This is a genomic window from Klebsiella sp. V115_8 (assembly GCF_029967715.1).
Taxonomy (GTDB): Bacteria; Pseudomonadota; Gammaproteobacteria; order Enterobacterales; family Enterobacteriaceae; genus Klebsiella; species Klebsiella quasipneumoniae.
Window position 1 is genome coordinate 18,745 of sequence record NZ_JASCAR010000045.1, and the last position, 23,718, is coordinate 42,462.

The 23,718-nt window shown below is 58.7% G+C and carries 22 protein-coding genes; 9 read left to right on the forward strand and 13 right to left on the reverse strand.

Features of this window, described 5'->3' with window-relative positions:
• Position 1: 1 nt before the first annotated feature.
• Positions 2 to 1,153: a Gfo/Idh/MocA family oxidoreductase gene (locus tag QLG03_RS23365; RefSeq protein ID WP_044521461.1), complete on the forward strand. Its 1,152-nt coding sequence runs from the start codon at positions 2 to 4 to the stop codon at positions 1,151 to 1,153.
• 33 nt (positions 1,154 to 1,186) lie between these two features.
• On the opposite strand, the gene QLG03_RS23370 is transcribed toward QLG03_RS23365, so the two are convergent.
• Positions 1,187 to 1,603 (reverse strand): Exc2 family lipoprotein, encoded by a 417-nt coding sequence (locus QLG03_RS23370; RefSeq protein WP_023288721.1) that lies wholly within the window; start codon positions 1,601 to 1,603, stop codon positions 1,187 to 1,189.
• 248 nt (positions 1,604 to 1,851) lie between these two features.
• Between QLG03_RS23370 and QLG03_RS23375 the strand changes: the two genes are divergently transcribed.
• Positions 1,852 to 2,832: a LacI family DNA-binding transcriptional regulator gene (locus tag QLG03_RS23375; RefSeq protein WP_017900840.1), complete on the forward strand. Its 981-nt coding sequence runs from the start codon at positions 1,852 to 1,854 to the stop codon at positions 2,830 to 2,832.
• 2 nt (positions 2,833 to 2,834) lie between these two features.
• Here QLG03_RS23375 and QLG03_RS23380 read toward each other — a convergent pair whose 3' ends face one another.
• Both QLG03_RS23380 and QLG03_RS23385 read right to left on the reverse strand, forming a co-directional pair.
• The gene (locus QLG03_RS23380; protein WP_023288723.1) at positions 2,835 to 4,079 is read right to left on the reverse strand and encodes a mechanosensitive ion channel family protein; all 1,245 of its coding nucleotides are present in this window, start codon (positions 4,077 to 4,079) and stop codon (positions 2,835 to 2,837) included.
• Between the two features lie 70 nt (positions 4,080 to 4,149).
• Positions 4,150 to 5,577, reverse strand: a complete 1,428-nt coding sequence (locus tag QLG03_RS23385; protein ID WP_048296961.1) for an MFS transporter — start codon at positions 5,575 to 5,577, stop codon at positions 4,150 to 4,152.
• A 108-nt stretch (positions 5,578 to 5,685) separates the two neighbouring features.
• Here QLG03_RS23385 and QLG03_RS23390 point away from each other — a divergent pair, with 108 nt between their 5' ends.
• From QLG03_RS23390 to QLG03_RS23400, 3 genes are all read left to right on the forward strand, one after another.
• Positions 5,686 to 6,552: a helix-turn-helix transcriptional regulator gene (locus QLG03_RS23390; protein WP_023288725.1), complete on the forward strand. Its 867-nt coding sequence runs from the start codon at positions 5,686 to 5,688 to the stop codon at positions 6,550 to 6,552.
• Positions 6,553 to 6,896: 344 nt separating this feature from the next.
• Entirely contained in the window at positions 6,897 to 7,931 is a 1,035-nt protein-coding gene (locus QLG03_RS23395) for a DUF2157 domain-containing protein (RefSeq protein WP_044521467.1), read from the forward strand.
• Between the two features lie 96 nt (positions 7,932 to 8,027).
• Positions 8,028 to 10,757 (forward strand): sigma-54-dependent transcriptional regulator, encoded by a 2,730-nt coding sequence (locus QLG03_RS23400; protein ID WP_255988348.1) that lies wholly within the window; start codon positions 8,028 to 8,030, stop codon positions 10,755 to 10,757.
• Between the two features lie 52 nt (positions 10,758 to 10,809).
• On the opposite strand, the gene QLG03_RS23405 is transcribed toward QLG03_RS23400, so the two are convergent.
• The 9 genes from QLG03_RS23405 to QLG03_RS23445 all read right to left on the reverse strand — a co-directional run bounded on the left by QLG03_RS23405 (position 10,810) and on the right by QLG03_RS23445 (position 17,423).
• On the reverse strand, positions 10,810 to 11,796 hold the full coding sequence (locus QLG03_RS23405) for an SIS domain-containing protein (RefSeq protein WP_004202478.1): 987 nt from the start codon (positions 11,794 to 11,796) through the stop codon (positions 10,810 to 10,812).
• 64 nt (positions 11,797 to 11,860) lie between these two features.
• Positions 11,861 to 12,922, reverse strand: a complete 1,062-nt coding sequence (locus QLG03_RS23410) for an SIS domain-containing protein (protein WP_064157790.1) — start codon at positions 12,920 to 12,922, stop codon at positions 11,861 to 11,863.
• 17 nt (positions 12,923 to 12,939) lie between these two features.
• Positions 12,940 to 13,794: a PTS system mannose/fructose/sorbose family transporter subunit IID gene (locus tag QLG03_RS23415; RefSeq protein WP_004099982.1), complete on the reverse strand. Its 855-nt coding sequence runs from the start codon at positions 13,792 to 13,794 to the stop codon at positions 12,940 to 12,942.
• 2 nt (positions 13,795 to 13,796) lie between these two features.
• Entirely contained in the window at positions 13,797 to 14,540 is a 744-nt protein-coding gene (locus QLG03_RS23420) for a PTS mannose/fructose/sorbose/N-acetylgalactosamine transporter subunit IIC (protein WP_004183295.1), read from the reverse strand.
• A gap of 14 nt (positions 14,541 to 14,554) precedes the next feature.
• A complete protein-coding gene (locus QLG03_RS23425; RefSeq protein ID WP_023288730.1) occupies positions 14,555 to 15,025 on the reverse strand; it encodes a PTS sugar transporter subunit IIB in 471 nt (156 codons plus the stop codon).
• Positions 15,018 to 15,452 carry a PTS sugar transporter subunit IIA gene (locus tag QLG03_RS23430; protein ID WP_004099989.1) on the reverse strand — a complete coding sequence of 145 codons (435 nt, stop codon included), beginning with the start codon at positions 15,450 to 15,452 and terminating at the stop codon, positions 15,018 to 15,020. The genes QLG03_RS23425 and QLG03_RS23430 overlap by 8 nt, the downstream gene beginning before the upstream one ends.
• Positions 15,453 to 15,700: 248 nt before the next feature.
• On the reverse strand, positions 15,701 to 16,354 hold the full coding sequence (gene nfsB, locus QLG03_RS23435) for an oxygen-insensitive NAD(P)H nitroreductase (protein WP_023288731.1): 654 nt from the start codon (positions 16,352 to 16,354) through the stop codon (positions 15,701 to 15,703).
• A gap of 119 nt (positions 16,355 to 16,473) precedes the next feature.
• Entirely contained in the window at positions 16,474 to 16,842 is a 369-nt protein-coding gene (locus QLG03_RS23440) for an MmcQ/YjbR family DNA-binding protein (RefSeq protein WP_004202487.1), read from the reverse strand.
• Entirely contained in the window at positions 16,839 to 17,423 is a 585-nt protein-coding gene (locus QLG03_RS23445; RefSeq protein ID WP_023288732.1) for a TetR/AcrR family transcriptional regulator, read from the reverse strand. Before QLG03_RS23445 ends, QLG03_RS23440 begins: the two co-directional genes overlap by 4 nt.
• Before the next feature lie 179 nt (positions 17,424 to 17,602).
• Between QLG03_RS23445 and QLG03_RS23450 the strand changes: the two genes are divergently transcribed.
• Both QLG03_RS23450 and QLG03_RS23455 read left to right on the forward strand, forming a co-directional pair.
• The gene (locus QLG03_RS23450; protein WP_165453652.1) at positions 17,603 to 18,718 is read left to right on the forward strand and encodes an MBL fold metallo-hydrolase; all 1,116 of its coding nucleotides are present in this window, start codon (positions 17,603 to 17,605) and stop codon (positions 18,716 to 18,718) included.
• A gap of 30 nt (positions 18,719 to 18,748) precedes the next feature.
• Positions 18,749 to 19,090: a RamA family antibiotic efflux transcriptional regulator gene (locus tag QLG03_RS23455; protein WP_004202492.1), complete on the forward strand. Its 342-nt coding sequence runs from the start codon at positions 18,749 to 18,751 to the stop codon at positions 19,088 to 19,090.
• A gap of 17 nt (positions 19,091 to 19,107) precedes the next feature.
• On the opposite strand, the gene QLG03_RS23460 is transcribed toward QLG03_RS23455, so the two are convergent.
• Entirely contained in the window at positions 19,108 to 19,356 is a 249-nt protein-coding gene (locus QLG03_RS23460; protein WP_002893037.1) for a DUF1158 domain-containing protein, read from the reverse strand.
• Between the two features lie 501 nt (positions 19,357 to 19,857).
• Between QLG03_RS23460 and QLG03_RS23465 the strand changes: the two genes are divergently transcribed.
• Together QLG03_RS23465 and QLG03_RS23470 are read left to right on the forward strand one after the other, a co-directional pair.
• A complete protein-coding gene (locus QLG03_RS23465) occupies positions 19,858 to 22,581 on the forward strand; it encodes a cation-transporting P-type ATPase (protein WP_023288734.1) in 2,724 nt (907 codons plus the stop codon).
• Positions 22,582 to 22,633: 52 nt separating this feature from the next.
• The gene (locus QLG03_RS23470; RefSeq protein ID WP_110238482.1) at positions 22,634 to 23,713 is read left to right on the forward strand and encodes an efflux RND transporter periplasmic adaptor subunit; all 1,080 of its coding nucleotides are present in this window, start codon (positions 22,634 to 22,636) and stop codon (positions 23,711 to 23,713) included.
• Positions 23,714 to 23,718 lie beyond the last annotated feature (5 nt).

A 23,718-nucleotide genomic window follows, 5' to 3' on the forward strand; every position in this document is an offset into this window, starting at 1 on the left:
TATGATTCAGGTCGCGATTATTGGGGCAGGGTTTATTGGTCCGGCGCATCTGGAGGCGCTGCGGCGGCTGGGGGATATCGAGGTGGTGGCGCTGTGCGACAGCAGCCTTGAGGCGGCGCAGCGCAAGGCGCGAGCGCTGAATATTGCCCATGCCTACGACAGCGTGGAGGCGCTGCTGGCCCATCCGGGGCTGCAGGTGGTGCATAACTGTACGCCGAACCATCTGCATGCCCAGATTAACCGGCAGATCCTCGCCGCCGGGCTGCACGTCTTCTCCGAAAAACCGCTGTGTATGACGGCGGAGGAGGCGCGGGAGCTGGTGACGCTTGCCGCCCGGGCCGGCGTGGTGCATGGCGTCAGCTTTGTCTATCGCCAGTTCGCCATGGTCCAGCAGGCGGCGGCGATGATCCGCCATGGCGATGTCGGCAGAATCTTCGCGGCGCACGGCGGCTATTTACAGGACTGGATGCTGCTGGAGACCGACTACAACTGGCGGGTTGATGCGGCGCAGGGCGGCGCGTCGCGGACGGTGGCCGACATCGGCTCCCACTGGTGCGATACCGTGCAGTTTATGACCGGTCGGCGGATTGTCGAGGTGATGGCGGATCTGTCTATCGTCTGGCCGACGCGTAAAGCGCCAGTGAATGGCAAAGCGACCTTCAGCGCCGTTCACGAGGCGCAGGGATATGAAACCCGGCCTGTCGATACCGAGGACTTTGGCTCGGTGCTGTTGCGTTTTGACGATGGCAGCAAAGGCAGCTTTATGGTCTCTCAGGTGAGCGCCGGGCGGAAAAACCGTCTGGCGGTGGAGATTAACGGCAGTCGCTGTTCTCTGGCCTGGGATCAGGAAGTGCCCCAGCGGCTGTGGATTGGCCACCGCGAGCAGCCGGATCGGCGGCTCAGCGACGACCCCAGCCTGCTGCGGCCGGAGATCGCTGACAGCGCCCATTACCCCGGCGGCCATATTGAGGGCTGGCCGGACGCCTTTAAGAATATGATGGGCCATTTTTATCAGGCGGTGCGCGCCGGGAAGATGCCGGAGGCCGGGGCCCGGCGCTTCGCCGCTTTCGACGACGGCGCCGATGTGATGTACATCATCGAGGCGATCGTCAAAAGCCATCAGCAGCAGCGCTGGGTGAGCGTCGAACGCTGAATTCTGGCGGGGCGCAGGACGCGCGCCGCCGGGTTATTTCACCCCAAGATAGCCGTCGAGATAGGCCCCGGAGAGCTCATTGCCGAACAGGACGGCATCTTTATTTTCCATCGCATTATCCCATTTGTCGCTGGCGTTGCCGGTAAAGGCGTGCTCGGTGCGGGTGCCCTGCGCCGCCTGTTGTTTGATGGCCTCGGCGGTGCGGCGGGCGTCGCTTTCGCTCATGCCAGCGGCTTTATCCTGCTGGCCGCGGGCGTACATCGCCGTGAAGGTCGGCAGGTTTAAACGGTAATTTTCCTGACGGTTGACGGTGAAGTTGCCGCCGACAAAATCGGAGCGGTGGGCGACGAACGCATAGGCGTGGCGTTCCGGTGACGATTTTGACGAGGTGCAGCCGGTGATCGTTACCAGGGCACAGCTGAGGGCGAGAATCGCGGTGGAGAGCCTCATGGGGATATCATCCTTAATCATAAAAGCACAAATGGGGCGCAGGCGGTCTGTTGCGCCTCCTGCGCTAATAAGCATATGAAACGGCAAAAGGATGCGCGTTAACGGGGCGGGAGAGAAGCCCTGATTATTAATAGTTTCCCGAGACACCGTCTTACTGAGCCGCGCTTGCGCGCCAGGCTGGCAGGCCAACCAGAGGTCATTTATGATAGCCTGCAGGATCCACCTCTATCGCAGGAAGTGCAGGGTTTATGTCTATTCAGAAAATTGCTCGTCTGGCCGGCGTTTCGGTGGCCACGGTGTCGCGGGTGCTGAACAACAGCGATACGGTAAAAGCCAAAAACCGTGAGCGCGTGCTGCAGGCGATCAAAGAGAGCAACTATCAGCCGAACCTGCTGGCGCGACAGCTGCGAACCGCCCGCAGCAATATGATCCTGGTGATGGTCTCCAATATCGCTAACCCCTTTTGCGCCGAGGTGGTGAAAGGGATAGAAGAAGAGGCGGAAAAGAACGGCTACCGCATTCTGCTGTGTAACTCCGGGTCGGATCTGGCCCGCTCGACCTCCGGCCTGCAGCTGCTCTCCGGCAAAATGGTCGATGGCATTATCACCATGAACGCGCTCTCCAGCCTGCCGGAACTGACCACCATGATTGGCGATGCGCCCTGGGTACAGTGTGCGGAGTATGCCGACACAGGCAGCATCTCCTGCGTCGGGATTAACGACGTCGAGGCGGCCCAGGGGGCGGTGTCCCGGCTGGCCGACGGCGGCCGCCGCCGCATCGCGCTCATTAATCACGACCTCAGCTATCGCTACGCCCGTCTGCGCGAGCGCGGCTATAAAAGCGTGCTGCACGTGCACGGTCTGGCGTATCAGCAGGTAACCTATGCGCAGGATCTTAGCGCGGCGGCCGGTAAACGGGCGATGGAGCAGCTGCTGTCGCAAGACGAGAAGCCCGACGCGGTATTTGCCGTATCGGACTCCCTTGCCGCCGGGGCGCTGCGGGCGATTGACCAGGCCGGGCTGCGGGTGCCGGAGGATATCGCGGTGATCGGCTTCGACGGCACCGAGCTGGCGGAAGTGGTCTCCCCGCAGCTGACCACCGTTGAACAGCCCTCCCGGGCGATCGGCCGCACGGCGGTGGATCTGTTAATGAAACGCATCGACGATCCCGACGCCGCCGTCGAGCGGGTGATGATGGACTGGCGCGTGATCGCCCGCGCCAGCGCCTGAGGTTAGCGGGGGAAGGCCCCCGCCAGCGCGCGAATGTCGTTGCCGGTGGGCGTTTGATGAATGCGTAAGCCAAACTCCTCCACTACGGCGAAGACATGGTCGAAAATATCCGCCTGGATCCCCTCATATTCCGCCCACACCACGGTGTTGGTGAAGCAGTAGATCTCGATCGGCAAGCCGTTGGCATCCGGCGCCAGCTGGCGCACCATCAGGGTCATATCCTGGCGGATGCGCGGATGATGACGTAAATACTCCTGCAGATAGGCGCGGAAGGTGCCGACATTGGTCATTCGGCGCTCATTGAGAACCGATTGCTCCCCGGCATACTGCTGGTTCCAGGCGCTAATCTCCTCGTGGCGCGAATCCATATAGGGTTTAAGCAACTTCGCCCGGATCAAGCGCTGCTGCTCCTGTTCATCGAGGAAATGAATGCTGGTGGTGTCGATGTTGAGGCTGCGCTTAATGCGGCGGCCGCCGGAGGCCGACATCCCGCTCCAGTTTTTAAATGAGTCGGAGACCAGCGACCAGGTTGGAATGGTGGTGATGGTGTTGTCCCAGTTGCGTACCTTGACCGTGGTGAGGCCGATATCGATCACCGCGCCGTCGGCGCCGTACTTCGGCATCTCCAGCCAGTCGCCAAGCTTGAGCATATCGTTGGCCGAGAGCTGGATACCGGCCACCAGACCAAGGATCGGATCTTTAAATACCAGCATCAGTACCGCGGCCATCGCGCCGAGCCCGCTAATCAGGATCGCTGGCGACTGGCCTATCAGCAGGGAAATAATCAGGATGCCGATAATAATCGCCGTCACCAGCTTAATTCCCTGGAATATCCCCTTCAGCGGTAGCTGAGAGGCGGCGGGAAATTTCTGCGCCAGCTTTAAGATCACATCCAGCAGCGAGAAGAAGGACAGCATGGCATATATCATCACCCATAGCTGAGCCACGGTGGTTAATATTTCCGCGGCCTCGCTGCCTTTTTGCAGCCACAGCACCGCCTGCACGTTAACGATGATCCCCTGCAGGGTAAAGGCCAGTCGGTGAAAGAGTTTATTCTGCGTGATGATTTGCAACCACAGATGGCTGCTGGCCAACGCCCGTTTTTCAAAAGCGCGCAGGACCACTTTGTGCAATATCAGATGCACGACGACGGCGGTGAACAAGATAATGCCGAAGATAATCATCAGCGAGCGGGTGGGGGTTATTTCGATTCCTAAGGCGGCAATTTGCGATATTAATTCCTGCATAACGTCTCCTGAATATCCAGCGGGTATGATGACCGCTGGATAACGATTATGCAAATTACCGCCGCCGGTATTACGACGCCGCCGTCGCCGGCTGTCGGTTGAGATGATGGCGCAGCCACAGCGCGATGGCCCCCAGCAACAGCATCATGGCCACCTCGACCAGCAGAAAATCAATCAGCGCCTGCGGATAGTTTCCGCCGCCGCGGCGGGCCAGCGCCAGGAACAGCGAACCGAGGATAGCCGGCCCGAGACCGAGGGTCGCCTGCTGCAGGGTGCTGAGGATAGCGCTCCCGGCCCCGGCGTCGCTGGCGCTGATATCGCGCATGCCAATGCGGTAAAAGCTGTTGACGATCAGCGCCTGACCGTAGCCGATCAGCGCCGTGGCGGGGACCAGCGTCAGGGCGGTGGTGGCGATGCCGAAGCGGGAGAAGGTGGCGCACAACAGCAGTAGCCCGGCGATCTGCACCGTCAGACCGGTCAACAGGATCCGCCCCATGCTGTAGCGGGCGATAAGCCGCGGGGCATACAGCGCCGAAATAAAATAGGCCACGCCGAGGGCGATAAAGCTATTGCCGGACTGCCACGGCGCCATCCCCAGCCCCTCCTGCATGGTCAGCGCCATACAGAACATAAAGCCGGACCAGGCGCTGAAGAACAGCAGAGCGATGGCCATCCCGAAGCGGATGCTGGTCAACTGCAGCAGACGCGGCGGCAGCAGGGGATGGTCGCCGCGCTGCTGCTGGCGCAGGGCGCTCTGACGCATGGCGAACAGCAGCGGCAGAACCGCCACCAGCATCAGCTGCAGCCACAGCGGCCAGTGCAGCTCCGGACCGAGGGCCATCGGGAACAGCAGGCAGCAGAGGATGAGGGCGAGGTACAGGGTGCCCTGCCAGTCAATCCGCGACGGCGTCTCACGACGGGTTTCCGGCACATAGCGGCGGCTCAGGGCCAGCACCAGCAGGCAGATCGGCACATTGATAAAAAAGGCGTTGCGCCAGCCCAGCCCGGCGATATCCGCCGATACCAGCCAGCCGCCGCCCATCTGACCGACGATAAACGCGATCCCGCCGATCCCGCCATACAGGCTGATGGCCCGGGCGTGGGCCGGGCCTTTGAGGGTGACGTGCAGGGTGGCGAGGATCTGCGGCACAATCAGCGCCGCCCCGGCGCCCTGCAGGGTGCGGGCGGCCAGCAGGGCGCTGATGCTGTTCGCCATGCCGCACAGCAGGGAAGCGATGCCAAAGAGAGCGACGCCCCACATAAACAGGCGACGGCGGCCATAGTTATCGCCAAGCTTACTGCCCATCGCCAGGCAGACGGCAAAGGCGACGCCGTAGAGCGCGACGATAAGCTCCAGCTGCGTGGCGCTGGCCGCCAGGGTGTGGGTGATGGCGTCCAGCGCCACATTGGTGATCGAGGTATCAATAAGCGGCAGCATCTGGCCGCCCAGCAGCAGCCACAGACCGGCGCGGCCGGGTGAAACAGCAGACGTTTTCATGGGGTTCTCCATTGCGTCATTCAGCAGACCGACGTAGCATTACCGATAAATTAAACGGGTACCAGTTCCTGTCTATACTGGTACTGGAACTACCATGCTGGAGGGGTGATGACCACGATGCCGCAACGAGAGTCGACGTTCGCCGTGCCGGACGATCGGCGCAAACAGCTGGGGGCGTTTCTGCGCGCCCGGCGTGAGAGCCTCGATCCGCAGCGCCTGGGGTTGCCCCGGGTGGGCCGCCGGCGCACGCCGGGTCTGCGTCGGGAGGAGGTGGCGATGCTTGCCGACGTCGGCGTCACCTGGTACACCTGGCTGGAGCAGGGGCGGGAGGTGAATCCGTCGGAAGCGGTGCTGGTGGGGGTAGCGAATGCCCTGCAGTGCAGCCCGCTGGAGACCCGGCACCTGTTCGTACTCGCCGGGCTGACCCCGCCGGAAGCGACCCAGGTGACGGTATGTGAAGGCATCAGCCCCGGCACCCGGCGAATGCTCGACAGCCTGATGCCGCAGCCGGCCAGTATTCAAAAACCGAACTTTGATATTGTGGCCTGGAACGACAGCTTCTGCCGCCTGATGGGCATCGATTTCGCCACCCTCCCGGAAGAAGATCGCAACTGCATTTATCTGTATCTGACCCATGAGACCTGGCGCAGCCGGATCGAAAATCGCGATGTGCTGCCGACCTTCGTCTCCTATTTCCGCGCCGCGATGGCCGAGCACCGCGGCGATCCGGCATGGGAAAACAAACTGGCGCGCTTTTTCGCCGCCTCGTCGGAGTTTGAAGCGCTGTGGCATCAGCGCTACGAGGTGCGTGGCGTGGAAAACCAGATTAAACATTTTAACCACCCGCAGCTCGGGCGATTCAGCCTGCAGCAGATGTACTGGTATTCGGCGCCGCGCAACGGTTCGCGCCTGCTGGTCTACCTGCCGATGGACGAGGCGGGCGAGCAGGCGCTGGCGTGGCTGGACCAACATTAATCACAAGGAATCAGATGGCTGGCAATGTGCCATCTTCGGGTATTGCCCGGCCGGCCGGGAACGTCTCAGCGATGTTGAGGCCGCAACACCGGCAGTTTCAGCAGCCCCAGGCCCGGCGGTGATTTGGGACCGTAGGCCGGGTCAGGCGCAGCCGCCACCCGGCAATATGACGGGTATCGAGCCTGATATCATGCCCGGCGGCGCTGCGCTTACGCGGGCCTAAGTTGCGGGGTAACAATCTGATATATAAATGGTTAGGTAGGCCGGGTCAGGCGCAACTGCCACCCGCAGAAAGGCGAGCACATTAGCGAAAACAGGTTTGTCATCAGTCTCAAGGAATGCCTATGAACGTAACCCGAAAAGAGCAGCGCATTATTCAGCGCGCGCTGAACGCCTGGCAGGCCAGCGGGGAGTTAACCCCGGCAGACAGCCAGCGGCTGGCGCAAACGCTGCGCGTCTCCCCCTTCGACTGGCGGCGTCTGAGCCGCTATGCCTTCTGGACCGCGCTGGCCTGCGTGCTGATTGCTCTGGGCAGTCTGTTCGCCGACAATGAACTGGTGGCGTGGCTGCTGAGCCTGTTCAGCCGCTCGGCGCTGACGCGGATCCTGCTGCCTGCGCTGCTGGCGGTGGCCTGCTACGCCTGGGGTTTTCGCCGCCAGCGGCGGGAAACGCAGTGGCACTACAGCACCGAGGCGATTTTGTTTCTGGGCGTTGTCTTTACCGCGGTGGCGCTATGGCAGCTTGGCGAACGGCTGGATAACGGCAGCGGCCATATCGCGCCGCTGTTTCTGGCCGGATGCGTGATTTACGGCGCTATCGGCTATGCTGCCCGCTCCGGGCTGGTGTGGCTCTTTTTTCTGCTGGCGCTGGGCAACTGGTTTGGCGCGGAAACCGGCTATGTCTCGGGGTGGGGCGCCTACTGGCTGGGCATGAACTACCCGATTCGCTTCGTCCTGTTCGGCGGCGCGCTGCTGGCGCTCTGCTACGGCGCGCAGTCCCTGCTTCGCCAGCGGCAGCTGTTTACCGTCAGCAAGGCGATGGGCCTCACGTATCTGTTTATTGCGCTGTGGATCCTGTCGATTTTCGGCAATTACGACGCTGACAGCTGGTACAACGTAAGCCAGGCGCGACTCCTGCCGTGGGGGCTGCTGTTTGCCGCGGCGGCCGGCGTCTGCATTTTTATCAGTCTGAAAACCGATGACGCAATGCTGCGCGGCTTTGGGTTAACCTTCCTGGCGATCAATCTCTATACCCGCTTCTTTGAATTTTTCTGGAACGGGATGCACAAGGTGCTGTTTTTCCTGATCCTTGCCGTCTCGCTGGCGGTGATTGGCCGCTATGCCGAGCGCATCTGGCACGCGGGGAACGTTAAACCATGAAAAATTAAGCGCTTTTAAAGAAGTGTGGCTGGCGGCAGCGACGTCCTGCGCGAATTGTCGTATAAGCGAATTTTACGCTTTTGACAGGGGAGCGAGATGAACAAGGAGTCGATTTTTCGCCAGCTAGAACAACGGATCGCCGGGCGAGCGCTGACGGCGGAAGCGCTGGGCGAGTTTAACGCTATGGCCATCGCCGATAGCTTGAAGCAAAAACGCAGCATCATCAGCCATCATCTGAATAATCTTCATCGCGAGCAGCGGGTGGTCAAAGTGAACGGTCGCCCGGTGCTGTTTTTACCCGTTACCGTTCTGCGCGATCATCACCGGCTGGCGGTTCGGCACGGCGAATACGCCTCCATTCAGGCGCTGTGCGCGGAGCGTCAGGATAGTCTGGCGCAGCTGATTGGCGCGCAGGGCAGCCTGCAGGAAGCATTGCGGCAGTGCAAGGCCGCCATCAGCTACCCTGGCGCAGGTCTGCCGCTGCTGCTGCGGGGCCCTACTGGCACCGGGAAAAGCTTTCTAGCTCGCCAGCTCTGGCACTACGCAATAGATGAAGGTATTTTACCTGCCGATGCGCCTTTTACCGTATTTAACTGCGCCGAGTACGCGAATAATCCAGAACTACTGACCTCGAAGTTATTTGGTCATGCGAAGGGGGCCTTTACCGGCGCCGATAAAGCCGTTCCTGGTCTTATCGAGACCAGCAACGGCGGGGTGTTGTTTATCGATGAGGTTCATCGGCTGCCGCCCGAAGGTCAGGAAAAGCTGTTTCATTTTATGGATAACGGTAGCTGGCGCCGGCTGGGGGAGAGCACCGACGAGCGCAGCGCGACGGTGCGGCTAATTTTTGCTTCAACCGAGGATCTGGAAAAACACTTCCTGGCGACCTTTATTCGCCGTATTCCGGTGATTGTAAAAATTCTGCCGATCGCTGAACGCGGCCAATTCGAGCGGCTGGCGTTTATCCACCACTTTTTCCGCCGTGAAGCCCAGCGTTTGAACCACGATCTTGCGCTGGATGGCGAAATCGTCAGCCAGCTAATGCGTGAAACGCTTGAAGGAAATGTCGGTGGGCTGGAAAATTTGATTCGCAATATTTGCGCCAGCGCCTGGACATTTGGCGAACGTGATAGCGGTCTTTTACACATAAAAGCGGGTTTGCTGCCCGACCGATTACTGGCGGATGCGCCTTTTTCCCTTCAGCAAAATAGCGAGCGGGTGATGATTTACCGCGATGGCGATGCGCAGCCTCTTTTTTCTGGTCGTCACCATGAATACCAACGGCTAACGGAAAATATTTGTAGCCTGTGCGAGGAGTTGGCTCAGGATAATATTAGCGTGCGGACCTTTGAAAAGCTCATTTATCAAAACGTGACGTTCTATCTCGATGCGTTGATGAATCAGGAGAGCGCGGTCTCTCTTCAGGACAAGCGGCTGCGCTTTATTGAGGATGTGGGCAAGGCGATCGCCGCCAATTACGATCTCCAGCTGAATGCCGAATTCGCCTATCTTACTGGCCGCTACCTGACCAGCCTTCCTCTGGCGCCGCGCAGCGTTGCCGAGCCCGCGCGTCTGGTGATGCAGCGCTGGCTGGAGTCCTCAGCGGGGCTGGCGCAGCGTATCGCGGGGAAACTACTGGATGTCGTCAATAACAAATACGATCTGCTCATCGATACGCTTGACCGTCTGGCGATTACCGCCATTGTCAGTAATGCTATCGATGCGACCAGCGGCGGAAAAGTGAAAGCGCTGATAATCGCCCACGGTTATTCGACCGCCAGCAGCATTGCCGGCGTTGCCAACCGCCTGATTGGCGAGAAGATCTACCAGGCCATGGATATGCCGATGGAGGTGGCGTTCAGCGACGTCAGTCGCGCCGTGGTTGATTATCTCCAGCATACGGACACGCGTGCGGGTGTGATGGTGCTTATTGATATGGGCTACACAAAGGAGATTGCCGATGCGCTTTTGTCGGTGATTAACGGCCCGCTGGTGGTGGTGGATAACGTCACGACCCGCATGGCGCTGAATGTTGCCAGCGAGATCGCGCTGGAAAAAAATATCGAACAAATCGCCGAAGAGATCGTGCCGCTTAATCAGTCGCGTTGGGATGTGTTCTGGCCCGCAGAAAAAAAAGAGCGTGCGCTGCTGGTGACCTGTATTACAGGTATCGGTACCGCATTTAAATTTAAAAATCTGATGGAGAAGAGCCTGCTCAACGATTTTGATATTAACATCATCGCCTGCGAGTATACGCGCTTAAAAAACAGTCGTACGGCGGTATCGTTGCTCCACCAGTATGAAGTTATTGCGGTCGTGGGTACCCACGACCCGCAGCTGGCCGGAGTGCCCTGGGTTGGCATTGAGGAACTACTTGGCGAGCAGGGGCATCGACATCTGAGTCAGCTCTTAAGCGGCTATCTTAATGAAAAGCAAATTGCGCTGATTAATAAAAATATGGTACGTGAGTTTTCGCTGCATAACGTTGTCAACTCTCTGACGATACTGAATGCCGGAAAAACCATGGGTCATATCGAAACCATTATCGCTGAGTGGCAAAATACGCTTGGTTTGCATTTTAATAATAACTTAATTATCAGTTTATATGTGCATCTCAGCTGTATGATTGAGCGTCTGGTAATGCGTAATGAAATTAGCCATTATAAAGATCTTGAGCAATTTACCCGCCAGCATGGCGAATTTATTGCCATGGTCAATCACTCGTTCCAGCGCCTAAAAATACTCTATAACGTGGCGCTGCCGGTAGCGGAAATTGGCTATATTCACGATATTTTTGAATTACGTATTGAAGATTTTAGCTGGTAATCCTCAACGCAGCCCCGGAGAATTACGCCGGGGCTGGCAGGCGGTTAGCGAATCAATATTCGACTTTCCACATATAGCGGCGGGTGGTCAGCGGATGGTTGCGGGCGGTGGCCAGCGCCAGGTTGTAAACATCCAGTACGCAGTTGTGCAGCAGGCCGCAGAAATATTCGCGCACGCTGGCGTGCAGTGTGTCGATTCCCACCTTTTCCACGTCAATAATCTGCAGTTTTCCCTGGTAACGTTCGATAAAGCGGATCGCGCGGTCATCCAGCGGGCGGGTGCGGCCGCTGCTTTTTAATAAAATAAACGGCGTTCCCGCTTCGGTAATCTCAAAGGGGCCGTGGAAATACTCGCCGCTGTGGATGCTGGCGGAGTTAATCCACTGCATCTCGAGCAGAATACAGATGGATTCCTGATGCGCGGCGCCGAATGAGGGGCCGCTGCCCATCATGTAGATGACCTTTTCGCTCTTCCAGGCTTCGGCAAAATGGCGCGCATCCGCCTGAACCTGCTGCTGAGCGCCGCGTACCACGGATTCAAAACTGGCAAAGGCGCTGACCATCTCATCGTAATGGGCGTATCCCTCAGTTTGCGCAAGCACTTCCAGCGCCAGCCACAGGCTGTATGCCGCTTTTTGCTGCGTCGGATCGACGGTTTCGGGATAGCGCGCCCAGCAGTATTCAATAGTGTAATCGCTGTGTTCGCACAGCGGCGTGCCGGGGGTATATACCAGTCCAATAGTGGCGGCGCCTTTCTGACGCGCGATGCGGGCGGCTTCCACCGTTTCAGCGGTGTTGCCCTGCTGCGAGGCGAGGATCACTACGCTGTTTTTACCTAACGCGTTCGGCGTCGCGTGGACAAATTCATTACTGGTCACATAGCCGACGGCCAGCTTTTTCGCTTCACAATCGAGAAAATATTTCCCCGGCCAGAAACCGGTTAATGAACCACCGCAGCCGACAAACCATACCCGCTCAATGTGCTGCTTAGATAAAATATCGCGAATAATAGTATGTGCGTTTTTATGAGCTATAGACATATTGGTCTCCTTGGGATGTAACGGGTCCTCCGCTGAATAGCGGATAACTTTTACTATGCGTCAATTAATTGGGTTGTTTACTTTTCATTTTCTGGTGGAACTGCGGATCCTTCGGTATTGCGGGATCGATGCCCTTCACTGGCGGCAGTCGGGCACAAACCATTTGTAACGGAATAATATATTCAAAGATCGCAAAGTCGGAATCGTTAATAAATGCGAAGGGCATATTTTTGCCGTTATTTTCGACTTGTGGACCAATGCGATAAATATGCTGAGTCCAGCCGCCAAGTATTTCCGCCAGGCGATCCTGACGCTCATCGGGAAACGGATCGAGCATGATCAGGGTAGAGCGTTCGTCGAAGGCGTTATAGATCCCGTGGATGAACTCCTCAAATTCGTAACCGGCAACCGGACAGCGTAGCGTTTCAAGCATCTTTAGCGCACCTTCCTGAACGGTGCCAAACAGCCCTGCCGGACCGGTCAGGCGAATGTCCGCGCTGTCGATAAGCGGCCGGGCGTGATTGAGAACCCACGCCTGCGAGGCCTCAATGAGCGTCGGCAAATGATTGAACGTCCTCTCCATGCGGACGAGTAGCGCCTTGCGCTCCTCATCGCTCAGGCGCTGCTGGCGACTGGCGACGGCAAGCGCAAGCAGTATCAGGTTGAGTATGGTGCAGTGATACCCTTTGGTTTTGGCGCCGGCGCGCTCTTCTCCACAGGGGACCGTCAGGATCAAATCTGCCGCCTGGTCGATGGCAGCTGGCGCTTCCCCGGCCATGGAAGCGGTAAGGTGCCCGGCTGCCCGGGCGCGCTCCATTGCGGCGAGAGTAGAGAGGCTACCGCCTCCCTGAGAAATGCCGATGACCAGCGCTTTGTCGCTGAGGGATAGAGCCGTCTCGTCCAGCAGGAAGGGCCAGTACACATCGACCGGGATGCCGCACCACTGCTGCATAAACGACCGCGCGGTCAGCGCGCCGTGGTAAGACGTACCGGAACCGGTCAGGATGATTCGAGAGATCCCGCGATCCGCCAGCGCTTTCGCCGCTTGCCAGAGATCTTCCCGCGTCTGCGTTAGCATAGCGAGCAGGCGAGCGGGGGTTTCATTCATATAGTCTTCTACGTGCATGGGTAATATTCCTCTTTTTAAAGCAGGCCTAACGCGCTGGCCGCCATGCCAAACGCGATGGTGCCTAACAGGATCCAGTTGATGTTGACTCCCTTACGGATCAGCTTGTACATCCCAAGGGTGAAAAGCAGAGGCAGCAGAGAAGGAAGTATTTTGTCGATAAACTCCTGCGCCTTCATGGTCGTCTGCCCGGCAGTGAAGCTGAGCGGGGTGGTGATATCTATCATACTGGCGGTCATCGCGCCGACGACCATCAGGCCAACGATTGACGCGATATAGGTGACCCGATCCATGAGTCCGCTTTGGTAAATCCGCATCAGCCAGGTGGTGCCAGCCCGATAGCCGAGCTTCAGCCCATACCAGCGGCACAACAGATGCGGTAGGTTATAAACTAACAACGCCATTATCGGTCCCAGGAGGCTGCCCTGCTGGGCGAAATAAATCCCCATCCCGGCGGCAATCACCTTCAATGACCCCCAGAATATGGAGTCACCGATACCCGCCAGAGGCCCCATCAGGCTGGTTTTAATCGCGTTTATTGATTCTTCATTAAATTCGGGATTGCGTTGATTCTCCTCTTCCATAGCGATCGACAAGCCGAAGATAAAGGTGGAGAGGTGCGGCGTAGTATTAAACAGCACCAGATGGCGCTGCAGGGCGCGCCCCAGTTCCGTCGGGTCCTGATAGATGCGCTTCAGGGCCGGCGACATTGCGAAGGCGTAGCCCATATGCTGTTGGCGCTCGTAGTTCCACGAGCCCTGCAGCGTAAAGGAGCGCCAGAACACGCTGCGTAAATCCCGAGCGGTGACCCGGCTTGCGTCATCGCTTTGCGGCTGGGCGGCGCCTGACAGGGTCTGCGTCATTTCACTCATGATTAGCTCTCCTGCTGCTTAAGATTAAGAAACTGGCTGATGATAAAAGCCAACACCACGGCGAATAGCGCGATGGCGATGATATCCAGTTTGGTATATGCCGCTATCAGAAATCCCAGACCGAGGTACGGCATCAGTTTGCTGCTGAGCATCATGCTGATCAGCAGGGCGAAGCCGAGCGCCGGCAGGATCTTACTGGCGACGATCAATCCGTTGGTTATCACCGGTGGAATGGCCTCCAGGAACCAGCTTACCGCCGAAGAGCCAAGCAGGATGGCGAAAAAAACCGGTAGAAATCCGTTTAAAAAATAGAGTAGCGTCGGACCGGCGAGGTGCATCAGGCCGACCATTCGGGTATTACCCTGTGCCGCATAGCGATCCGCCAGATGACCGAAGCGGGCGTTCACCACGCGCACCAGGATGCCCAGCGTCTGCGCCAGCATTGAAACAGGAATGGCGATGGTGAGCGCAGCCTCCGGACCGCGGCCGGACATGATCGAAAACGCGGTCGCCAGTACGGAGCCGGTCACGATATCTGGCGGGTGCGCGGCGCCGATGGCGACGTTGCCGAGGAAAATAAGCTCCAGCGTAGCGCCAATCAGAATCCCCTCATGCAGATTGCCGCAGACCAGACCGGTGAGGGCGCACATCACCAGCGGCCGGTCGATCATCGATACCCCAAGCAGGCGGCCATCGAGGATCCCCAGGGCGGCAATCAGTCCGAGTAACGTTGCGGTGAGCAACATAGTGACCTCCGAAGTTAAAGTTGGTCGTTAAGGAGTTCAGCCGAGTGGGCGGGTACCTGACGCATCTCCAGCCGAATGCCTTTTTCTTTAAGCGCTCTGCTATGGGCGATTTCCTCTTCGGTCAGATAGATGGCCTTGCCGAATTGTCTTGCCCCTTCCTTCTGTGGCAGACCGCCGTAATTAATTGCGCTAATTCCCGGGACTTTTTCTACCAGCGCGAGGGTTTCAGCAGTATTGCCAAGGACCACCATGACTTTTTTATGATCCAACTTGCCGCCGTTAAGCTTTTCCGCCGCCTGTTCAACGGTGGCGATGTCCAGCGTGACGCCCGCCGGCTTGGCCAGGTTAAGCGACATCGTAATGAAGGCATCCGCCGCGGCTTTGGCGTTAGCGACGATGATATGATCGATATCCAGCGCTCGGGTCCAGGCAAAAACCACCTGGCCGTGCAGCAGCCGATAATCAATGCGCACGAGTTTAATCATGAGATTCTCCCTGTGGGTCAGAGGATGGTTGTGTTAGTAGAGGGTTGATGAAAACAATGGATTCACGCGCCGCGCTGGTGGCGTAGACAATCGCGGCCTCGGTAGTGGCTTCTTCGCACAGCAGAAACTCCAGCAGCAGAGTCAGATTGATGCCGGCGACCACGAAAACGTTACGATGACGCATCAAGACGCTCACGGCGCTATTGTTGATACTGCCGCCAAGCAGGTCGGTAAAGATCACCACTTCATCACCATTCGCCTGGACGATGAGATGCTCCAGGGTTTGCTCCAGCTGTTCGGTGGTCACGATATCTTCGTCATAGGCGCAGACCGGGATAACGCCGTGTTCGTCGCCAATCAGCAGTGACAAACTGTTCACCAGTCCGCGAGCAAAATGGCCGTGGCTGGCCACATAGATATGTTTCACCCGGTTTCTCCTTCATCCAGATAGCGGTATCTGTTAAGAGCAAAGGGCGTGCCAGAAATAAAAAATATTATTTATCAATTAATTAAAGCGGCTGGTTCACACTAAAGGCGTTATTCCTGGCACAAGCGGGCTTATTAGCGCCAGAAACCTGGCACAAACGGCAGAAAAAGAGGGGGAAAGAGTGGGGGAAGAAAGTCCCGGGCGAGACGCTGTTGCGCCATGGCCCGGGCGTTCCCGGCAGAAGGGAATTAAATCTCGGTAATCGTCGTCGACTGCGGCAGACGCGACTTCGGCAGGGAGGCGTTAAAGTCTTCAACGCTATGATGGCCGACCGGGACCACCACCAGGCTGGTGTAGCCCTGGGCTTTCAGGTCAAATTCCTCATCAAGGATCGCAAAATCAACCCCTTCAATCGGCACGGCGTCGAGACCCATCGCCGCTACGCCCAACAGGAAATTGCCGACGTTGAGATACACCTGCTTCGCCATCCACTGATCGTCATCCTTCAGCTCTTTGCGGTGCATATCGGCAAAGAAAGTGCGACCCTTGTGGTTAGCGGCTTTTGCGTCCGGGGTGGCGAAACGGCCATCGGCCTCTTCCTGATCCACGACGCGCTGCAGCCAGGCGTCGTCCATCGCGGTTTTCGCGCAGAACACCACCACGTGCGAGGCGTCGAGAATTTTACGTTCGTTGAACACGTAGGTACCGCTGGCGGCTTTCGCCACGCGGGCTTTCCCTTCATCGGTGCTGGCGACGATAAAGTGCCACGGCTGGGAGTTGGTGCTAGACGGGCTGTACTGCAGCAGCGTTTTCAGCTGTTCCGCTTCCCCGGCAGTCAGCTTTTTCGTGGCGTCAAAGGCCTTGGTGGAATAGCGCTTCAAAGCGACCGATACGATATCCATAACTCTTCCTCACAGTTTACAGCACCTTACCGGTGCGTTCAGGAGAGGAAGAGTACAGCGAAGATCGCCAAATGATAAGGGTGAAAAATGCGATAACACTTATCGCGTTTGGCTGAAAATCAGCGCGGACGCAGGCGCTGCTGGGCCTTTTTGCTCAGCTTGTTCACCACCTGATGCCATGAGTCGTCAATCAGCTCGGCCAGCAGATCCTCGCTGATATCGTCCCCCGGCACCACCGTGATCCAGTGTTTCTTGTTCATATGGTAGCCCGGTTCGATACTGCGATAAATTTCCTGATTGAGCAGCGACTTCTGCGGCTCGGCCTTGAGGTTGACCAGCGCCCGGCCGCGAATGGTCATGGTGATCATAAAGATGCGGCCGTCGACCTTAAACACGTCGTACTCCGGCCCAAAGGGCCAGCAGTGCTCGGTAAACGGGTAGGTCAGGGCGATACGGTGGGCGCAGGGGTGCAGCGTTTCCGGCGTCATTTGGCGTCCGCCTCATGCAGGGCGTTCCACATGGCTTCAAAACCGAGGGCGATAATCTCCCGGGCGCGCTGCGGATCGTGGCTGGCGAATTCGATAGTGGTTTCCGCCAGCGACAGAAACAGGGCATCGCCAAAGGCGCGATACGCTTCGCTGAGGAATATCTCTTTCACCGACAGCTGGCACATTTCGTTGAGCTCCGGAAAACTCTCTTTCACCTGGCGGCGGGTTTCGTCCGTGATGCGCTCGCTGAGCGCCATCCGGCGGATCGCCTTGTGCTCCATCGGGTTGCGCACGCCCCAGTCGATATAGCTGTTCCAGATATTGCGCGCGTTCTCTTTCGGGCGCTTTTCGTCCGGATCCAGCCCGGCGATCATCATCCGCACCAGGCGCAGCTTAATGGCGAGGTACAGTTCGTTGAGCAACTCATCCTTGGTGGCGAAATAGCGAAACAGCGTCCCCTCGGCAACCCCGGCGCTGCGGGCGATGGCCGACGTCGAGGCGGCGATGCCGGACTGGGCGAAAGCCGCGGCGGCAGCTTCCAGTAACGCTTGCTTTTTATCTTCACTCTTTGGACGAGCCACTACATTTTTCCTCACGCAGGTTTAAACAAACCGCCGATCTTTGCACGTCTGACCAGGTCGCTGCAACGGCGGAACGCAAAAATTGAAAATCGTCTTGACGACTTTCATCACATTCCTAATAATGAGTGCGTACTCACTCATAATCAAGTTATATCATAAAGCCTCCGGGATGGGGGCTTTTGTCTGGTCAGGATATGAACCGTGTCACTTTCAGCGTGGTCGCCATCATGTTACTCGCAGCAGCAACGACATTGCCGTTTGTCCTCAATGCCGGTTTTGGTAAGGCGCCGCAGGGGGCACAGCTTAGCCAGGTGGAAGCGTCTCCCCACTACCGGGACGGCCAGTTCCATAACCAACTGCCCACGCCGGGATTCACCGGGCAGAAAAATATGCTGGCGGCGTGGTGGGATTTTTTGATGACCAAACGGGAAAACGCCCGTCCCGCGCAGCCGCTGCCGCTGGTGAAAACCGATCTGGCGACGCTGCCCCTCGGGCAGGACGTAATGGTCTGGCTCGGCCACTCTTCCTGGTATCTGCAGCTGGCGGGAAAACGCATCCTGATCGACCCGGTGTTCAGCGATTACGCGGCGCCGTTCTCCTTTATCAATAAAGCCTTCCCCGGCGATTATCCGTGGCGAGCGGAAGGGATGCCGGCGATCGATCTGCTGATCGTCTCCCACGATCACTACGACCATCTGGATTACGCCACCATCCGCGCTCTGCTGCCGAAAATTAAGCGGGTCATTACGCCGCTGGGGGTTGGGTCGCACCTGCGCTACTGGGGAATGGACGGGGCGCTGATTACCGAAGCGGACTGGCAGCAGGCGATTCCGGTTAGCGATGAGCTCAGCGTCCACGTCCTGCCGGCGCGGCACTTTTCCGGCCGTGGGCTGAAGCGCAACCAGACGCTGTGGGCCAGTTTTCTGTTCGTTACCCCGCAGCAAAAGATTTATTACAGCGGCGACAGCGGGTATGGGCCGCACTTTAAAGCGATAGGCGATGAGTTCGGTCCGATCGATCTGGCGATCATGGAGAACGGACAGTATGACCAGGACTGGAAATATATCCACATGATGCCGGATGAAACGGCTCAGGCTGCTGACGACCTGCGCGCTCGCGCGGTGCTGCCTGGGCATGCAGGACGATTCGTTTTGGCGAAACACAGCTGGGATGAACCGTATCAACGGCTGGCGGCTGCCAGCGAAGGAAGGGCCTGGCGTCTGCTGACGCCTGTGCAGGGCGAGCCGGTGTGGGTCGCCGATAAGACGCAATCATTTAACGCCTGGTGGCGCTAAGCGCCAGTGCAGCATCAGAGGAGAGAGCATATGACGATTTCCGCTCAGGTGATTGACACTATCGTCGAGTGGATTGATGACAACCTGCATCAACCGCTGCGTATTGATGATATCGCTCGCCATGCCGGGTATTCGAAATGGCATCTGCAACGGCTGTTTTTACAGTATAAAGGGGAGAGCCTGGGGCGCTATATACGCGAAAGGAAGCTGCTGCTGGCCGCCCGCGATCTGCGCGACACCGATCAGCGGGTCTACGATATCTGCCTGAAGTATGGCTTCGATTCACAACAGACCTTTACCCGCGTCTTCACCCGGACCTTCAATCTGCCGCCGGGCGCCTACCGTAAAGAGAACCACAGCCGCGCCCACTGAGGCGCGCCCTTCCTGATTTAGCGTTCGAGGGAAAACCAGCGACGCCACACCCAGCGCAGCACCAGATACTCAATGGCGCCCAGCGCCAGGAACCACAGACAAAACAGCACGGTATAAAGCTGGTTGAGATCCATCATATGGAATGTCTCAACCAGCTTTTGCGCCAGCGTCAGGCCCAGCGACGGCGCGGGCAACAGCAGACAGGAGAGCAGGGCCAGCAGTAAGATCCCGGCGGCGGAGAGGAGCGTTTCCAGCGGATGTTTCATGTCATGTTAATCATCAGTTAAAAAACATATTGTCCGGCAAAATAACACCTAACGCAATATGCTTTGTATTTTACTCGCCTTAATGCGCCTCTTTTTAATATTATTGCCTGCGTTGTCTTCGCATGTTAATTAATCTGAAATAATTTGTAATTAAATTAAATCCCGTTACTTGTAAATTAACGTCATTATTATGCCAGCGCTTTTACAAAACTATAAGTGCTATACCCCACCAGCGTGGCAGCGATGATGGCCAGCAGGATGTACAGCGCCAGACGGCGTCCGCGGTAGATTCCAAACATATTTGACCTCGTTTAGTTTTGGTTTATTAATATTCTGTAATAGTTGGTTCGTGGAATTAACTTACCACATATTTTTTATTTTGCGAAAAATTTAGGCTTGTAATGGTTCACATTTTTATCGGCTTTTTCGCCACCTTTTATTGCATTGGCCAGGAATGATTTCAGGCTTTCCGACTCACGGAATTTATAAGGAAAATGTAATTTGACCAAGATGAATAACCCAAAGTTTACGACGCCCTCGGGCGACACCGCGCCACGGCAGGTCTGGCAGCAGACCGTTGACGCAGTGCTGGCGCAGACCAAAAGCCAGGCCGCTGGGTTAAGTTCCGCAGACGCCGCCGAGCGCCTGAATACCTGCGGGCCGAACGCGCTGCCGGAAAAGAAGGGAAAACCGGCCTGGCTGCGCTTTCTCGCCCACTTTAACGACGTACTGATTTATGTGCTGCTGGCCGCCGCGGCGCTGACCGCCATCATGGGGCACTGGGTCGATACCCTGGTGATCCTTGGCGTGACGGTGATTAACGCCCTGATCGGCCATATCCAGGAGAGCAACGCCGAAAAATCCCTGCAGGGGATCCGCAACATGCTCTCCAGCGATGCCCGCGTCCAGCGTAACGGCAAACATGAGACTATCCCGACGCGCGACCTGGTTCCGGGGGATATCGTTATCCTGCGCGCCGGCGACCGCGTGCCGGCGGACATGCGGCTGATTGAAACGCACAACCTGCGGGTGGAAGAGGCGATCCTCACCGGCGAGTCGACGGTGGTGGATAAAATCACCGACGCGCTGGAGGGCGACCTGCCGCTGGGCGACCGGGTGAACATGGTCTTCTCCGGGACCACCGTCAGCGCCGGCGGCGGCGTCGGCGTGGTGACCGCCACCGGCGCGCAGACCGAACTCGGCCATATCAACCAGATGATGGCGGGCATTGAGAAGCACCGCACCCCGCTGCTGGTGCAGATGGATAAGCTCGGCAAAGCGATTTTCGTCATTATCCTCGCCATGATGGTGGCGCTGTTTATTTTCAGCCTCGCGTTGCGGGACATCCCGATGGGCGAACTGCTGCTGTCGCTGATTAGCCTGGCGGTGGCCGCGGTACCGGAGGGACTGCCGGCGATCATCTCGATTATTCTGTCGCTCGGCGTCCAGACGATGGCACGCAAGCGGGCGATTATCCGTAAGCTGCCGACCGTGGAAACCCTCGGCGCCATGACCGTGGTCTGCTCGGATAAAACCGGCACCCTGACGATGAACGAAATGACCGTCAAGGCGATCATCACCGCCGACTGCTGCTACCGGGTGGAAGGCGACAGCTATGAGCCGCAGGGGCGGATCTTCCTTGAGGGGAGCGATGAGCCCGTGCAGGTTCAGCCGGGTACCGTGCTGGAGACCTGGCTGCGCACCATCGACCTGTGCAACGACAGCCAGCTTACCCAGGATGAGCGCGGCCTGTGGGGGATCACCGGCGGGCCAACCGAAGGGGCGCTGAAGGTGCTGGCGGCGAAAGCGCAGCTCCCGGCGGTGGAGGCCCGTCTGGTGGCCAAGATCCCCTTTGACTCGCAGTACAAATATATGTCGACGCTGCAGCACATCGATGGCGACGCCCGGGTGCTGATCACCGGTGCGCCGGACGTCATCTTCGCCATGTGCCGCGAGCAGATGACCCGCCAGGGCGCGGTGCCCTTCGAGGCGCAGTACTGGGAAGAGGAGATGGCGCGCTTCGCCCGTCAGGGGCTGCGCATGGTGGCGGCGGCCTGTAAGCCGGCCAGCGTTGATGCCACCACGCTGAACCATGAGGACCTGCAGGAGGGACTGATTTTCCTCGGCATCGCCGGGATGATGGATCCCCCGCGTCCGGAAGCGATTGACGCTATTCACGCCTGCCAGACCGCCGGCATCCGCGTGAAGATGATCACCGGCGACCACCCGCAGACGGCGATGAGCATCGGCCAGATGCTGGGGATCACCAACAGCAGCCAGGCCATGACCGGCTACCAGCTGGAGCACATGGACGATGCGGCGCTGGCGAAGGCGGCGGTGGAGTACGACATCTTTGCCCGCACCAGCCCGGAGCATAAGCTGCGCCTGGTGAAAGCCCTGCAGGATAACGGCGAAGTGGTCGGCATGACCGGCGATGGCGTCAACGACGCGCCGGCGCTGCGCCAGGCCGACGTGGGTATCGCCATGGGCATCAAAGGCACCGAAGTCACCAAAGAGGCGGCTGACATGGTGCTGACCGATGATAACTTCGCCACCATCGCCAGCTCGGTGAAAGAGGGCCGTCGGGTCTATGACAACCTGAAGAAGACCATCCTCTTCATCATGCCGACCAACCTGGCGCAGGGGCTGCTGATCATCATCGCCCTGCTGGCGGGGAACATGATTCCGTTGACCCCGGTGCTGATCCTGTGGATGAACATGGCGACGTCGGCGACGCTCTCCTTCGGCCTGGCCTTTGAGGCCGCGGAGCGCAACGTGATGAACCGCCCGCCGCGTAAAACCGGCCAGCACGTGATGGATGGTTTCGCCGTGTGGCGGGTGGCTTTCGTCGGGTCGATGATCGCGATTGCCGCCTTTATCCTTGAGGCCTGGCTGGCGCCGCGCGGCCACAGTCCGGAGTTTATCCGCACCGTGCTGCTGCAGATGCTGGTGACGGCGCAGTGGGTCTACATGATCAACTGCCGCAGCAGCGACAGCTTCTCCCTGAGCATGGGCCTGCTGCGCAATAAAGGCATCTGGCTGGTGACCGGTGTCCTGCTGCTGATGCAGCTGGTGATTATCTATGTCCCGCTGATGCAGAGCATGTTTGGCACGGAAGCGCTGCCGCTGCGCTACTGGTTTGTCACCCTGGTCATCGGCATCGCCATGTTCCTGGTGGTGGAAGTCGAGAAGCGTCTGACGCGCCGGTTCCGCAAAACGGCCTGATCGATCTCGCGCGCCTGGCTGCAGGCGCGCGTTACTTTCGCAAGGATCCTCTATGATTAACACCTTTCGCTTTGCGCTGCTGGCCTGCGTCCTGGGCGGTAGCACCCTGACGGCGACCGCCGCGCCGGCGGTGCCGGTCCGCGTCGCCACGGTAGAACGGGCTCCTCACGCTGAAGAACGCGCCATCCCCGGGCGGGTCGAGGCGATCCGCGCCGTCGACATTCGCGCGCGCACCGAAGGGGTGATTGTTCAGCGCCACTTCCAGGACGGGCAGTATGTGACCGAGGGCGACCTGCTGTTTACCCTCGACGACGCGCAGCCCCGCGCGGCGCTGGCCCTGGCGCAGGCCGAGCTGAAAAGCGCCGAAGCCTCGCTACGCCAGTCGCAGCAGCTGCTCACTCGCTATGAGCGGCTCATCAACAACCACTCCATCAGCCGCAACGACCTCGACACGGCCCGGATGCAGCGCGACGTCGCCGCCGCCGCCGTGCAGCAGGCGAAAGCCCGCGTCGAGGCTCAGCAGATTGTGCTCGGTTATACCCGGATTGCGGCGCCGGTGACCGGGCGGGTGGGCCACAGCGCCTTTCACGTCGGGACGCTGGTCAACCCGTCCAGCGGGGTGCTGGCGGACATCGTGCAGCTCGATCCGGTACGGGTGTCGTTTGCCCTCGACGAAGCCGCGTTTTTCAGCAAAACCGGCCAGCATGCCGACATCCACGCCCTGAAGCAGGCATGGCTGGCGCAAATTGACGTGGATGGCAAACGGCGCGACGGCGTGTTGACCTCCATCGATAACCGGATCGACGCCCGCACCGGCAGCGTGGCGGTGCGGGCGGAGTTTGCCAATCCGCAGCACCGTCTGCTGCCGGGCGGCAGCGTGACGATCCTGTTCCGTCCGCAAGCGCTGTCGTCGCGGGTGATGATCCCGGCTGCCGCCGTGCAGCAGGATCCGCAGGGCTTTTTCAGCTGGGTGCTGAAGCCGGACCACACCGCCGGGCAGCGTCGTCTGACCCTTGCGGGGCAACAGGGGCAGCAGTTTGCGGTCGAGAAAGGGCTGCAGGCGGGCGAGCAGGTGATCACTGACGGCGCGCAGCGGCTGCGCGAAGGCGCCGCGGTGCAGGTGCTGAACTAGCTAAG

Coding starts and splice junctions, on each gene's coding strand:
- QLG03_RS23440 (WP_004202487.1), bottom strand. CDS start 16,842: ATGACGCCGGAAACGCTGCACCCCTGCGCCCACCGTATCGCCCTGACC.
- QLG03_RS23390 (WP_023288725.1), top strand. CDS start 5,686: ATGACCACGATGCCGCAACGAGAGTCGACGTTCGCCGTGCCGGACGAT.
- QLG03_RS23425 (WP_023288730.1), bottom strand. CDS start 15,025: ATGATTAAACTCGTGCGCATTGATTATCGGCTGCTGCACGGCCAGGTG.
- QLG03_RS23470 (WP_110238482.1), top strand. CDS start 22,634: ATGATTAACACCTTTCGCTTTGCGCTGCTGGCCTGCGTCCTGGGCGGT.
- QLG03_RS23420 (WP_004183295.1), bottom strand. CDS start 14,540: ATGTTGCTCACCGCAACGTTACTCGGACTGATTGCCGCCCTGGGGATC.
- QLG03_RS23380 (WP_023288723.1), bottom strand. CDS start 4,079: ATGCAGGAATTAATATCGCAAATTGCCGCCTTAGGAATCGAAATAACC.
- QLG03_RS23405 (WP_004202478.1), bottom strand. CDS start 11,796: ATGTCTATAGCTCATAAAAACGCACATACTATTATTCGCGATATTTTA.
- QLG03_RS23415 (WP_004099982.1), bottom strand. CDS start 13,794: ATGAGTGAAATGACGCAGACCCTGTCAGGCGCCGCCCAGCCGCAAAGC.
- QLG03_RS23365 (WP_044521461.1), top strand. CDS start 2: ATGATTCAGGTCGCGATTATTGGGGCAGGGTTTATTGGTCCGGCGCAT.
- QLG03_RS23400 (WP_255988348.1), top strand. CDS start 8,028: ATGAACAAGGAGTCGATTTTTCGCCAGCTAGAACAACGGATCGCCGGG.
- QLG03_RS23385 (WP_048296961.1), bottom strand. CDS start 5,577: ATGAAAACGTCTGCTGTTTCACCCGGCCGCGCCGGTCTGTGGCTGCTG.
- nfsB (WP_023288731.1), bottom strand. CDS start 16,354: ATGGATATCGTATCGGTCGCTTTGAAGCGCTATTCCACCAAGGCCTTT.
- QLG03_RS23410 (WP_064157790.1), bottom strand. CDS start 12,922: ATGCACGTAGAAGACTATATGAATGAAACCCCCGCTCGCCTGCTCGCT.
- QLG03_RS23395 (WP_044521467.1), top strand. CDS start 6,897: ATGAACGTAACCCGAAAAGAGCAGCGCATTATTCAGCGCGCGCTGAAC.
- QLG03_RS23460 (WP_002893037.1), bottom strand. CDS start 19,356: ATGAAACATCCGCTGGAAACGCTCCTCTCCGCCGCCGGGATCTTACTG.
- QLG03_RS23370 (WP_023288721.1), bottom strand. CDS start 1,603: ATGAGGCTCTCCACCGCGATTCTCGCCCTCAGCTGTGCCCTGGTAACG.
- QLG03_RS23375 (WP_017900840.1), top strand. CDS start 1,852: ATGTCTATTCAGAAAATTGCTCGTCTGGCCGGCGTTTCGGTGGCCACG.
- QLG03_RS23455 (WP_004202492.1), top strand. CDS start 18,749: ATGACGATTTCCGCTCAGGTGATTGACACTATCGTCGAGTGGATTGAT.